A 12,397-nucleotide genomic window follows, 5' to 3' on the forward strand; every position below is an offset into this window, starting at 1 on the left:
ACCCGCTGAGCGACATTGCCTCCCAAAGAATGGCCGGTCAATGTGAGATTGGCCGAACCATACTTTTCCGCTATCTTATCATAAAACTGGTAGGCACTGTCGTAGTGATAGCCCGAGCCAAGGCCGATACTGACGATATCGGTCACAACGTCCTGTTTATTAACTTTTGCATTGGTCCCTGTATAAGCGATAATGACCTCGCCGGTCTCAGTATCCTTGAAGGCTGTCCCGCTGGTACCGGTGGAGCTGTCGTAGAAGCTGTCAAGGTAGTTGAGGTTGGAGGGCAAGCCTTGGTCATGTAACTTGTTATTAGTAGAGTTCTTGTTCTTATTTGGATCAATATTATCACTAACCCTCATCGTCTCTACTTTGTAAGTAGCCTGCGAAGCATAAGCTGTATCTTGATTGCTATTAACTGCTTTAACTTTTCCCATTTTGTAAATCTCCCTTTCTAATTATAAGGCTTGTTTATTGATTCGCTAAAATCTGAATTATCATTAAATGTAAATGTTAGCGTTCTGATATGATAATTCTTCCCCGAACCTGTTATTTCAAAATCAGTAATCTTTTGAGTTTCTTTTTTTAATAGTTTATTCACTTCAGAATCTTTTAAATGATAATGAATCTCAAAAACCCCACTATTAGTGTTGTAATCATAATTCTTTTCTTTTAAACTATTGAGTGTTTTCTGATTCATCGTCAGATGTTGAAAAAGGAAACCATCTAGAGGCCAATCTTTCTTAGCTGTTTCATCCGAAAAAACGACTTGACCGTTTTGAACATCTACATTTGACAATTTTTGTGTTTTGTCATCCGCATAAGGTTCCTTTATAAATTGTCCCTTGATTTCTTTGGTCTTAGCATCTCCTTCTAACTCTAGCTGATACAAAACTCCTTGAGGAGTGGTATAATGTTGAACAATTTCAAACCCATCTGGGAATACCTTAAACAAATCCTCGGGATTTTTAGTGGGGTAGACCTTGTAGATATCTGATACTCGATTTTTCTCAATCCATTCCCGGCTGTCTTTGTTTAAACCGCAGGCTGATAAGCTCATTGTCATAAGTCCTCCTAATGTTATTACTAATATAACAGATAAAAATTTCTTTAATTTCATATTATTCTCCTATACGATAATATAAATAGACTAAATCCTTTAATCAACTTATATTATAGCAGAGTTTTTCCATGACTGACTACCTGAATTCGCAATGACATAGTCATCACCGATAGAGACACCTCCGGCTATATTGGACGCATGGTTCAATGGATCCCACTCGGTTCTAAGCCGGGTCACCTTTCCCGTAAAGGTCTTTCGATCGTTTTTGATATCTTTCACACTGTCGGAACTGCCGACCGCTACGGCTAAAGCAAGCGCGGGATTTTGAGTAATAAGCCCGATGGAAGCTGCCGGAATATAGAGCGGAGCGGCGTTATAGACAATCGTATTTTTGGCATTTTTCTCCAACGCCACCCGCTGAGCGATATTGCCTCCCAAAGAATGCCCGGTCAGCGTGAGATTGGCAGACCCGTACGTTTCCGCTATCTTATCATAAAACTGGTAGGCACTGTCATAGTGATAGCCCGAGCCAAAGCCGATACTGACAACATCTGTCACAATGTCCTGCTTTTCAACCTTGGGATTAGTCCCCGTATAAGCAATGATAACCTCACCGGTCTCAGTATCCTTAAAGGCCGTCCCGCTGGTGCCAGTGGAGCTATCGTAAAAGCTGTCGAGGTAGTTGAGGTTGGAGGGGACTTTAATATTTTTTCCTTTAAATATTTCTTGTCTAATCGCTTTTTGTCCTGCTTTTGTTGATAAATCTAAATTATTTTGTACAGCTACTCTTTCAATATCATATGTAATACTGGAAGCATAAGCTGTATCTTGATTACTGTCAACTGCTTTAGCCATAACCTTCTCCTTATTTATTCAATCTCTCAATAGTTTCTGTAAAGCTTATATCATTTGAAAAATCAAATGATACTGTTCGAGAAAAATAATCTTTTCCATAGCCCGTGATTCCAAAGATAGTAATTTTAGTATTTTCCACGCCTAGTAATGACTTAATTTTTGAATCATCTAATTTATAATTAATATAAAAACTACCATTTTGACTGTTATAACCATGATCTTTTTCAGTCAAACTATCTAAAAATTTCTGATTAATTGTTAAGTTTTGGAATAAGAAACCATCAATCGGCCAATCTACAGTGGTTTGCATATTAGAAAATTGAAATTTTCCCTTATTATATATAACATCACCTATTTTTTTAGAACCTTCCAAATTTGGATTTTGAATTAATTCACCTGTAAGCATTTTTGTCTTCGGGTCTCCTTCTAAGTTCATATGAATCGCTCGACCATTCTCGTCCACATAAGCTTGCGTAATATGAAACCCATCCGGAAATACCTTAAATAAATCCTCGGGATTTTTGGTCGGATAGACCTTGTAAATATCTGATACCCGATTTTTTTCGATCCATGCTCGGCTGTCTTTGTTTAAGCCACAGGCTGATAAGCTCATTGTCATAAGTCCTCCTAATATTACGATTGATATAACTGATAAAATATTTTTTAATTTCATATTGATTCTCCTATACGATAATATAAATAGACTAAGTCCTTTAATCAACTTATATTATAGCAGAGTTTTTTGATGTCTGACCGCCTGAATCCGCAATCACATAATCATCACCGATATAGACACCTCCAGCCATATTGGACGCATGGTTCAATGGGTCCCACTCGGTTCTAAGCCGGGTCACTTTTCCCGTAAAGGTCTTTCGATCGTTTTTGATATCCTTCACACTGTCGGAACTGCCGACCGCTACGGCTAAAGCAAGCGCGGGATTTTGAGTCACCAGGCCGATTGAAGCTGCTGGGATATAGAGCGGAGCGGCATTATAGACAATCGTATTTTTAGCATTTTTCTCCAGCGCCACCCGCTGAGCGACATTGCCTCCCAAAGAATGGCCGGTCAATGTGAGATTGGCCGAACCATACTTTTCCGCTATCTTATCATAAAACTGGTAGGCGCTGTCATAGTGATAGCCCGAGCCAAGGCCGATACTGACGATATCGGTCACAATGTCCTGTTTATTAACTTTTGCATTGGTCCCTGTATAAGCGATAATGACCTCGCCGGTCTCAGTATCCTTGAAGGCTGTCCTGCTGGTACCGGTGGAGCTGTCGTAGAAGCTGTCAAGATAGTTGAGGTTGGAGGGAAAATCTTCTATATGACTATAGTATTTACGTATTTGTTTCTGTCCAGACTCTGTCTCTAAATTTATATTATTCTTGACAGCATACGTTTCGGTATCATATGTGTACTTTGATGCGTAAGCTGTATCTTGTGAGCTCTCTACTGATATCATTATTCTTCACCTCTCTTTACTTTATGAATTGATTCTGAAAAATCAACTCCATTGTCAAAAGTAAATATCAATGTCCTGCCGTAGTAATCTTTGCCTGAACCCGTTATTTCAAAATCTGTAATCTTTTGATTTTCTTTTTTTAACAATTTATTTACCTTAGAATCAGTTAATTCATAATTAATATGAAAAATCCCACTGTTGGCTTCAAAATGATAATCTTTTACCTTTAAGCTATCAATTTTTTTCTGATTAATCGTTAGATGCTGAAAGAGAAAACCGTCCATCGGCCAATACTGCTTAGCCGTAGAATCTGAAAAAACTAAATGACCATCTCGGTAACTGACGTCAGCCAATTTTTTCTCCTCGTCACCATAATATTTAATTAATTCACCATTGATAGTTTTTGTATCAGAATTACCTGTAAAATGCATTTTATATTCATTGTTATGTTCATCTTTATAATATTGCTCAATATTAAACCCTTTGGTAAATATATTAAACAAATCCTCGGGATTTTTAGTAGGGTAGACCTTGTAAATATCCGATATCCGATTTTTCTCAATCCATTCCCGGCTGTCTTTGTTTAAACCGCAGGCTGATAAAGTCATTATGATAAGTCCTCCTAATGTTATCACTAATATAACAGATAAAAAGTTCTTTAATTTCATATTTATTCTCCTACACCATGGTATAAATGTGTGAATATAGTTAATCGTACCATAACATAATGTGATTTATTTTAATCCAATAAGACATTCGTTAATAGTAAATAGGTCATTCAATCCTACTATTCTTTCTTGCTGTATTGATGAATGGTTTCAGAAAATTGTATATTATTGCTGAATTCAAATTCAAGTCTCCTCTTCACTGATTTTTCCTTGTTTTCAAAGTGACTGTTTGAACCAGTAATTTTAAAACAAATAGTTTGTTCATCTTCACGATTAAGTAATTTAGCTATCTCTGGATTAATTATTATTTCATCTTTGATATTTAAAAAATTAGCTATGGCTAAATCAGTTAACCTGTATTCAATACTAAAACTATATTTATCAGCATTATCACTATAATTGGCGTTAATGCTCGGTAACTTATCAATATAATCTTGATTAAGCCCCCAATGCTGGAAAAGAAAGCTATCTATAGGCCAATAAGTTTTGGCTTTAGAATCTGAGAAAATATAGTGTTCTCCTTCAACTGAGACATCGCTGACTTTTTTGTTCCCGATATCTGGATTCCTTACTAAGGCACCCTTTATTTCCTTCGTATCAGGATTTCCTTTTACATTCAATTCGTAAGTCACTCCATCCTTGCCAGTATAGGACTGTCTTATACCAAACCCATTCGGAAAGACCTTAAATAAGTCCTCGGGATTTTCAGTAGGGTAAATCTTATACATATCTGCCACACGATTCTCTTCAATCCATTCTCTACTATCTTTATATTCGCGGTTTTTACTATATTGATGAATAGCTTCAAAAAAATGTACATTATTGTTAAATTCAAATGAAAGTGTCCTATCCGCTGAAAATTTCCTTTCTCCAAAGTTACGTTCTGAGCCCGAAATTTCAAACTTGGTAACTTTTTCATTTTGTAAATTTAAAAAATGATCTATAGTTGAGTCAGCCAACTTATACTCGATACTAAAACCAACACCTTCAATGTAATTATAGTAATAATCGATGTTTGTCAACTTATCGATATAGTCCTGATCAAGACTCCAATGTTGAAAAAGGAAGGTGTCCGAAGGCCAATATTCTTTAACATTAGGATCTGAAAATACTAGGTGACCGTCTTTTTCAACCACATCACTAACTTTTTTATTCTCTTCAACTGGATCCTTAACCAATTCCCCCTTTATTTCCTTCGTGTCGGGATTTCCTAAAACATCTAGCTCATAAGTTACGCCATCCTTATTCGTATAGGATTGTCTTATATCAAACCCATCTGGGAATACCTTAAACAAATCCTCAGGATTTTTAGTAGGGTAGACCTTGTAAATATCCGATACCCGATTTTCTCAATCCATTCCCGGCTGTCTTTGTTTAAACCGCAGGCTGATAAGCTTATTGTTATAAGTCCTCCTAATATGAGTAATACTAGATGTGATAATTGTTTACGTATTGACATAGACCACTCCTTAGATTAATCATTAGGCGATTTCCAAAACTGCCATCAGTTATTCTCCTATTTCTCACACACAAAGAACCAGCGTCTGCTTGTTTCTGTCGGTTCCTTATCCTCAAAGTCGGCGTAGAGTTGGAATGATTTAAAGCCTGCTTGTTCCAAGAGAATATCGTAAGTTAGGACTTCGTAAGTGCGTTCTTCATGAACTTCATCGTAGCGTGTAAAACGTCCGTCCTCGTCTTGCAAGAAGAAAGTCAATTCATGTACAACAGAATGCGGGGCTTCGTCCTCGTAAGTGTCCCAAACCATGGCAAAGTCTTCTGCATTTTCATGGTAAGAATAACCAGGAAAGACAGTGTCTGTTTGGTAAGTTGAGTGCACGTCAAAGATGAATACCCCATCCTCATTCAAACAGTCGTAGACTTGTTTGAAGACATCACCAACTTCAACTTCATCAGCCATATAACAGATGGAATCTGAGTAACAGGTCACCAAATCGTATTTCCCAGCTTGCGACAAATCAAGCATGTTGCCCTGCACAAAAGGAATAGATAGATGTGCTGACTTGGCACGCTTACGCGCTAAATCCAACATATCCTCACTCAAATCCAAACCTGTCACATCAAAGCCCGCTTGCTTAAATCGAATGGACTGAATACCTGTCCCACAAGCTAATTCTAAAAGTTTGGCATGTTTCTTTTTTGGAAAATGGCGGAGCGAAAAATCCGTCCATAAATCATAAAGCGAGTCATCCATGATGCTATCGTAAACAGCAGCAAATTTTTGGTAATTTTCCATATCTTATCTGCGGGGAATACTCCCATCCTTTCTTGTTAATTTGTCTTGTATTTTCAAAAACCTTGCCAAATGGCAAGGTCGTCTTTTAAGCAAGATAAGTTGATACATCTGTTAGAGGTGCTTCGTGCCAGAGTTTTTCAAGGTTGTAATGCTGGCGCTCTTCTTCCGTAAAGACATGAATCACAACATCGTTTAAATCCAGAAGAATCCAACCTGTTCGGCTATCACCTTCAACATGGCTAGCGTCTCCGCCAGCTTCCTTGACTTTCTCACGAATATTTTCAGCGATAGCTTCCAACTGGCGGCTATTGGTCGCGCTAGCAATGACAAAATAATCTGTCACGCTGGACAGCCCCTCCAAATCAAGGGCAACAATATCTTCAGCACGCTTTTCATCAGCGGCCTTAACAACTAATTCTAGTAATTCTTTTTTATCCATTTAATCCTCTTTTAACATATTTTCTAACTCAACTACCTGAGCAAAACGACCATTCCAGATATTTTCGTAATAGTCAACCAACTGCTCTGCTGTGATTTTCATATCATCAAAAGTAGTCGTTCCACCTTTGATGACAGTCACATTATAGCCTAATTCAAATGCAACCTTGATTGTCGTATCAATACAATAATTAGTAGCCATACCAATGATAATCAAGCGCTCAATAGCTTGGCTATCTAGATAAGCCTGTAAATGAGTTTCCTTAAATGCACTATTATAGTGCTTATCAAAGATTTTCTCATCATCCTCTGGAGCAATAGCTCCGTAAAGTTCCCAATCACGACTTCCTGTCAGTAGTTCATCATCATTGTGGCGAACGTAAATCACCTCTATGTTTTTCTCACGACAAGTGGCGATTGCTTTTTGCCAGACAGACAAGCAGTTATCAACAGCATACGGTTTAGCCTCTATCAAGGCTGTTTGAATATCAATCACTAAGAGAACTGTTCCCATCTAGTCCTCTTTCAAATACTTACAAAATGCATTATAAGTCTCAATGGTTTGTGGAAAAATAGGCAGAGCTTGGTGAGCTAAGTGTTCAACCGTGCGAACTGTTTCAAAAGCTACTGCCTTATCTAATGATTGCTCCGCAATCACACGCGCCTCAGCTACCAGTGGGAAGTTGCGATTATGCTCAATATAATCCGCCACGTAAACAATCTTATCCAGAAGCGTCATCTGACTACTACCAACCGTATGAATCTCAATACTGCGTATGATGTCCTTGTCCGTCACACCCAAATCTTCTTGGATTTTATAAATGCCCACCATGCCATGCCAGACATTATTGTTCCAATTTTTGAGCGCTGGGTCAAGCTGGTACTTGTCTATCAACTCTAAGAAAGCCTCATCTGCTAGTTCCTTGGCATAATCGTGTAGGAGTCCTGCCAGTCCAGCTTTCTCGGTGTCATAACCATTTAGCTCCGCCAAGCGAATTGCTGCCTTTTCCACACCCAAGACGTGCTTGAAACGTTTCTCACTCATCACGCTTTGCACTTTTTCCAAAAGCTCTTCACGTGAAAACCCTGTGTAGCTTTCATAGGTCATTGGTATAGCCCCTCTTCCCTTATATAATCTAAAACAGTCTTTGGTAGGAGGTAGTTTGGCATACGCCCTTCTGTGATGAAGTGGCGAATCATGCTTGACGAGATATCCATGAGGGGCACATCCACCCAGATGACGGGATAAGAAGTGCCTGCCTTGTACTTAGGACGCTGTACACCCACAAACTGCACCATCTTGACTAGCTCATCAATCTTATACCACTTCGGCAGATAATCCACCATGTCAGCACCAATGATGAAATAATAGTCCACATCTGGATTCTTCTCTGTTAGCAATTTCATAGTATCATAAGTATAAGAAATACCCTTGCGTTCCAATTCAATGGTTTCAATGCCCAAGCCCTCTACGCCATCAATAGCCAACTCTAGCATTTTGAGACGGTGCTTTTCATCAATAGTTTCTTTCTTATCGACATGGGGCGGTTGGTATTCTGGCATGAGAAGTACCTGATCCAATCCCAATTGCTGGCGTACCTGATCAGCAACGACTAAGTGCGCATTATGGACTGGATTAAAATTACCGCCTAAAATGCCGATTTGCTTGCGATTATGATCTTTTACTTGCGTTTCGAGTTCAACCTTTGTAAATGGTGTCAATAGTTCGAGTGCCATCGTGCCTCCCCATATTCGGATGATTTATTTGATCATTGCCTTAACTTTTTGTGATAACTTGCGGTTTTGTTTCTTACTAGACTCTTTATAAAGGATAAGGATGCGGCCAATCTTTAAAACCGTATCACAGCCGATTTCTTCCTCCAAAATTTCAGCAACCTCATGAAGATCCTCATGAGTATTTTGCAGCAAGGTAACTTTAATTAGTTCACGAGCATCAAGAGCCTGACGAACACTTGTTTTGATTTGGTCATTAAGACCATTCTTCCCAATCTGAATGATTGGTTTCATAGTGTGTGCTTGAGATTTCAAAAAAGCACGTTGTTTACTTGTTAACATTTTTTATCCTTCTATTTTTGGTAATTTGAGAAATCAAATCAAAGCCTTACGAATCAAAATGCCAACACCCTCTGGTGCCCAAGCGGCAACTTTGACAGGATTATCTACTTTGCCTTGGATGCGAATCCAACCTAAACCTGAATAAACGATATCCATCTTGTCTTTGATGGTAAATTCATGACGAACCAGTTTTGGAAAATCAGCGACTTCCTTGCCTGTTGGCGGTGTTAAAAGTGCGCCAACATGTTTATCATAGAAAGCATCAGCACCTTCAAGCTTCGTACGATGAAGATTAAGGTTGTTATCAAAGTAAGCTGTGAAACCTTGCTTTTCTCCAGAAACAAAATCAAAACGCCCAAGTCCTCCTAGAAAAAGGGTTTGTTCTGGGTTTAGCTGGTAAGTTTTAGGTTTGATTTCCTTTTTCGGACTGACATATTTGAGATTTTTCCCTGTCAAATAATGCGCCATCTGATGACGGTGGATAATTCCTGGCGTGTCAAAAATGTAAGAACCATCCTCCAAAGGAATTTCAATTTTATCAAGGGTCGTTCCTGGAAAACGCGAAGTCGTAATAATGTCCTTTTCACCAGTAATTTCCTTGATAATGGCGTTGATGAGGGTAGATTTTCCAACATTAGTCACTCCGACCACATAGACATCGCGACCTTTTCTAAGTTTCTCAATTTTATCAATCAAATCCTTGATGGCCTGGTGATTTTGAGCACTAGTCAAAACGACATCCAAAGGGCGCAGCCCTTCCTCATAAGCTCTTTCAGTCAGCCATTGGGTCACCTTCCCATCTTTGACAGATTTCGGTAAAATGTCTTTTTTATTACCGACAAGTAGAACATCATTACCAGATACAAAACGAGAAAGTCCTGGGATAACTGAACCATTAAAATCAAAAATATCCACCACATTGACCACAAGCGCATCACTGTCCCCCACCTCGTGTAAGAGCTTGAGAAATTCATCATCTGTGATATTGACATCTACAATTTCATTGTAGTGACGTAGGCGAAAGCAACGCTGGCAATACAATTCACCGCTTTCCTCCGCTTTTTTAATAGAACTGGCAGGTGTGTAGCCAGCTTTTTCCTTGTCTTCTGTTTGAATATGCGCACCGCAACCGATGCAAATTAGTTCTTCCATTAAATTCCTTTTTGATATTCCAATTTTCCGTATTGTTCTTCAAGTTTAGCCAAAACACGTCGTTCACGCCAACGATTAATCTTAGTATTCCAAGCATCCGATGTCACCAGAGGTTTGACTAGAACTGATTGAATTCCTGCACGGTGTGCAGCACGAATATCAGTCATGAGTTGGTCACCAACCATAATCACCTCATCCTTATCAAATCCATAGCGCTCTATAGCTATATCAATGCCACGAGTAAAAGGTTTCATAGCACGGCTGACAAAGTCCACACCAAAACGGGCGACTGCTCGCTCCACACGTGAATGCTTGTTATTCGAAACCACAACCACTGAAATGTCAGCGATAGTCATCTCATCTAGCCATGCACGCACCTCTGGTGTACCATCAGGATTATTCCACGCAATCAGCGTATTATCCAAATCAACTAAAACCGCACGAATGCCATGACGTAATAAATCTTCTGCTTTTAAATCATAAACTGCCTCAACCACGAAGGTCGGCCTATAATCGTCTATACTCAAGGTCTATTTTCTACTCCAAAATTTATAGTTTACCTCTTATTCTACCATATTTTTTGAAAAATAGCAGAGCTTTATTACTAGTAAGTATCTAAAAAGGGCCCAAACGGTGTCAGGCTCCTCTAGTGTTATTTTCTATCTTTTAAATACTCCAAACTTTCCTTAGTCCACTTTGGAAGATTGTTAGCCAGTGGTTTAAAGCCGATTTTGTAACGACTATTGGAAAAACGATGACGGTGAGGAAAATGGTGATTTTCCTCCTCCAAGGTTCGCAAGGAAAGACTAGCTTTCTGAGTAAATTCATCCAAATCCACCACCTGAACAAGAACCTCTTGACCAATGGTCAAAACATTGTAGATGTTGTCAATATACCCTGTCTTGATTTCAGAAATATGAATCAAACCTGTTGTTCCATTTTCAAGGGCGACAAAGGCACCGTAAGGCTTGATGCCTGTAATCGTCCCAGTGATTTTGTCGCCAATTTTCATTAGTCTGCCACCTCGATGGTCTCAATGATTACATCCTCAACTGGCTTGTCTTGAGCACCTGTTTCAACTGCAGCAATCTCATCCAGAACTTTGTAAGAAGCTTCATCCATCAATTGACCAAATACCGTATGACGGCGATCCAAGTGAGGAGTCCCACCTTTTGCAGCATATAATTCAGCAATTGGTGCTGGCCAGCCACCACGCTCCAATTCCTTTTGAGCGTAAGGAATCTTACTGTTTTGGACAATGAAAAACTGACTACCATTGGTGTTTGGTCCAGCATTGGCCATTGACAACGCACCACGAACATTGTAGAGTTCTTCTGAAAATTCATCTTCAAAACTATCGCCATAGATAGATTGACCACCCATACCTGTACCCGTTGGGTCACCGCCCTGAATCATGAAGTCTTGAATAATGCGGTGGAAAATAATACCATCGTAATAACCATCTTTAGCAAGTGCAACAAAGTTTGCAACTGTTTTTGAGGCATGATCGGGGAAGAGTTTAATCTTCATATCACCGTGATTTGTTTTTATAGTTGCAACTGGACCTTCTACTAAAGACGTGTCAACTTGTGGAAAGTTTAACTGTTTTTCTACCAAACCTAATTCCTCCAAGGCAAATAAAATGCCATCTTCTTCTACTTTTTTTGTGATAAAATCTGCTTTTTTCTGCAGTTCTGGGTGTGAAATTCCCATGGCAACTGCTAACCCTGCATAATCAAAGAGTTCCATGTCATTGAGTTCATCCCCAAAAACAAGGATATTTTCTGGTTTCAGACCTTCTAATTCTGCAACATGTGCTACACCTGACGCTTTTGATGTTCCATTACGAACTACATCAGAGGAGTGAGGATGCCAAGCCACCATGCGAATTTCTTCAGCTAATTCCTCTGGCAGAACAAGATCAGCGTTGTTTTCAGCGAAAGTCCACATGTGATAAACATCATTGGTCAAGTGAAAATCGGGATCTACCTCGCAGACACCATATACAGGAACCATAGCATCATCAATCAACTTAGCTCTAGCTGAAACAACTGGCTTGTCCTTACCAGCAAAGCCATATTCAATACCTACTGATTTGGCCCAAGCTATATATTTTTGAGTGATTTCGCGTGGAATGGGCTTTTTGTACAGAACCTCACCTTTTTTGTCTAGTACTCGAGCACCGTTTATCGTAACAAAAACATCTGGATTTAAGGCACGAATTTCTGGGACAACACCATAAATGGCACGACCTGATGCAATTCCAGTCATTATTCCCTTAGCCTTTAGTTGCTCAAAAACATAGGTGATTGAAGCAGGCATGTAACTACTTGCTTTGATACGTAAGGTATCGTCAATATCAAAAAAGACAGCCTTGATTTTCTTTGCTTTATATTTTGTTTTTGCATCCATATATCTTTTCGAGAAACTC

Annotated in this window: 17 protein-coding genes; all 17 read right to left on the reverse strand. The window is 39.1% G+C overall.

All coding sequences use genetic code 11. From position 1 onward, the window contains the following. Window positions 1–434, reverse strand: a 434-nt coding sequence (locus A3I7_RS0105090; RefSeq protein WP_018375702.1) for a Tle-like phospholipase domain-containing protein, incomplete at its 3' end; no start/stop codon positions are given. Between the two features lie 17 nt (window positions 435–451). Beyond that, window positions 452–1,117 (reverse strand): tandem-type lipoprotein, encoded by a 666-nt coding sequence (locus tag A3I7_RS0105095; protein ID WP_026217135.1) that lies wholly within the window; start codon window positions 1,115–1,117, stop codon window positions 452–454. A 48-nt stretch (window positions 1,118–1,165) separates the two neighbouring features. Next, on the reverse strand, window positions 1,166–1,915 hold the full coding sequence (locus A3I7_RS0105100; RefSeq protein WP_018375704.1) for a Tle-like phospholipase domain-containing protein: 750 nt from the start codon (window positions 1,913–1,915) through the stop codon (window positions 1,166–1,168). A 10-nt stretch (window positions 1,916–1,925) separates the two neighbouring features. Next, window positions 1,926–2,588, reverse strand: coding sequence for a hypothetical protein (locus A3I7_RS0105105; RefSeq protein ID WP_026217136.1), 663 nt, complete (start codon window positions 2,586–2,588; stop codon window positions 1,926–1,928). A 49-nt stretch (window positions 2,589–2,637) separates the two neighbouring features. Next, window positions 2,638–3,378, reverse strand: a complete 741-nt coding sequence (locus A3I7_RS0105110; RefSeq protein ID WP_018375706.1) for a Tle-like phospholipase domain-containing protein — start codon at window positions 3,376–3,378, stop codon at window positions 2,638–2,640. Next, window positions 3,378–4,046, reverse strand: coding sequence for a hypothetical protein (locus tag A3I7_RS0105115; protein ID WP_033418580.1), 669 nt, complete (start codon window positions 4,044–4,046; stop codon window positions 3,378–3,380). The genes A3I7_RS0105110 and A3I7_RS0105115 overlap by 1 nt, the downstream gene beginning before the upstream one ends. A 119-nt stretch (window positions 4,047–4,165) precedes the next feature. Then, the gene (locus A3I7_RS14790) at window positions 4,166–5,341 is read right to left on the reverse strand and encodes a hypothetical protein (protein ID WP_342663982.1); all 1,176 of its coding nucleotides are present in this window, start codon (window positions 5,339–5,341) and stop codon (window positions 4,166–4,168) included. 221 nt (window positions 5,342–5,562) lie between these two features. Beyond that, window positions 5,563–6,300, reverse strand: coding sequence for a class I SAM-dependent DNA methyltransferase (locus A3I7_RS0105125; RefSeq protein WP_018375709.1), 738 nt, complete (start codon window positions 6,298–6,300; stop codon window positions 5,563–5,565). Window positions 6,301–6,385: 85 nt separating this feature from the next. After that, on the reverse strand, window positions 6,386–6,739 hold the full coding sequence (rsfS, locus tag A3I7_RS0105130; RefSeq protein WP_018375710.1) for a ribosome silencing factor: 354 nt from the start codon (window positions 6,737–6,739) through the stop codon (window positions 6,386–6,388). After that, window positions 6,740–7,252: a cysteine hydrolase family protein gene (locus tag A3I7_RS0105135; protein ID WP_018375711.1), complete on the reverse strand. Its 513-nt coding sequence runs from the start codon at window positions 7,250–7,252 to the stop codon at window positions 6,740–6,742. It lies immediately after the preceding gene. Beyond that, a complete protein-coding gene (yqeK, locus tag A3I7_RS0105140) occupies window positions 7,253–7,846 on the reverse strand; it encodes a bis(5'-nucleosyl)-tetraphosphatase (symmetrical) YqeK (protein WP_018375712.1) in 594 nt (197 codons plus the stop codon). Next, entirely contained in the window at window positions 7,843–8,475 is a 633-nt protein-coding gene (locus A3I7_RS0105145; RefSeq protein ID WP_018375713.1) for a nicotinate-nucleotide adenylyltransferase, read from the reverse strand. Before A3I7_RS0105145 ends, yqeK begins: the two co-directional genes overlap by 4 nt. 24 nt (window positions 8,476–8,499) lie before the next feature. Continuing rightward, window positions 8,500–8,814: a ribosome assembly RNA-binding protein YhbY gene (gene yhbY, locus A3I7_RS0105150; RefSeq protein ID WP_018375714.1), complete on the reverse strand. Its 315-nt coding sequence runs from the start codon at window positions 8,812–8,814 to the stop codon at window positions 8,500–8,502. A gap of 33 nt (window positions 8,815–8,847) precedes the next feature. Continuing rightward, on the reverse strand, window positions 8,848–9,966 hold the full coding sequence (gene yqeH, locus A3I7_RS0105155; protein WP_018375715.1) for a ribosome biogenesis GTPase YqeH: 1,119 nt from the start codon (window positions 9,964–9,966) through the stop codon (window positions 8,848–8,850). Beyond that, window positions 9,966–10,493 carry a YqeG family HAD IIIA-type phosphatase gene (locus A3I7_RS0105160; RefSeq protein ID WP_026217138.1) on the reverse strand — a complete coding sequence of 176 codons (528 nt, stop codon included), beginning with the start codon at window positions 10,491–10,493 and terminating at the stop codon, window positions 9,966–9,968. The genes yqeH and A3I7_RS0105160 overlap by 1 nt, the downstream gene beginning before the upstream one ends. A 125-nt stretch (window positions 10,494–10,618) precedes the next feature. Next, window positions 10,619–10,978 (reverse strand): S1 RNA-binding domain-containing protein, encoded by a 360-nt coding sequence (locus tag A3I7_RS0105165; RefSeq protein WP_018375717.1) that lies wholly within the window; start codon window positions 10,976–10,978, stop codon window positions 10,619–10,621. Then, a complete protein-coding gene (locus tag A3I7_RS0105170; protein ID WP_018375718.1) occupies window positions 10,978–12,378 on the reverse strand; it encodes a Cof-type HAD-IIB family hydrolase in 1,401 nt (466 codons plus the stop codon). Before A3I7_RS0105170 ends, A3I7_RS0105165 begins: the two co-directional genes overlap by 1 nt. Window positions 12,379–12,397: the final 19 nt, after the last annotated feature.

This window comes from Streptococcus orisratti DSM 15617, assembly GCF_000380105.1.
GTDB classification, from domain to species: domain Bacteria; phylum Bacillota; class Bacilli; order Lactobacillales; family Streptococcaceae; genus Streptococcus; species Streptococcus orisratti.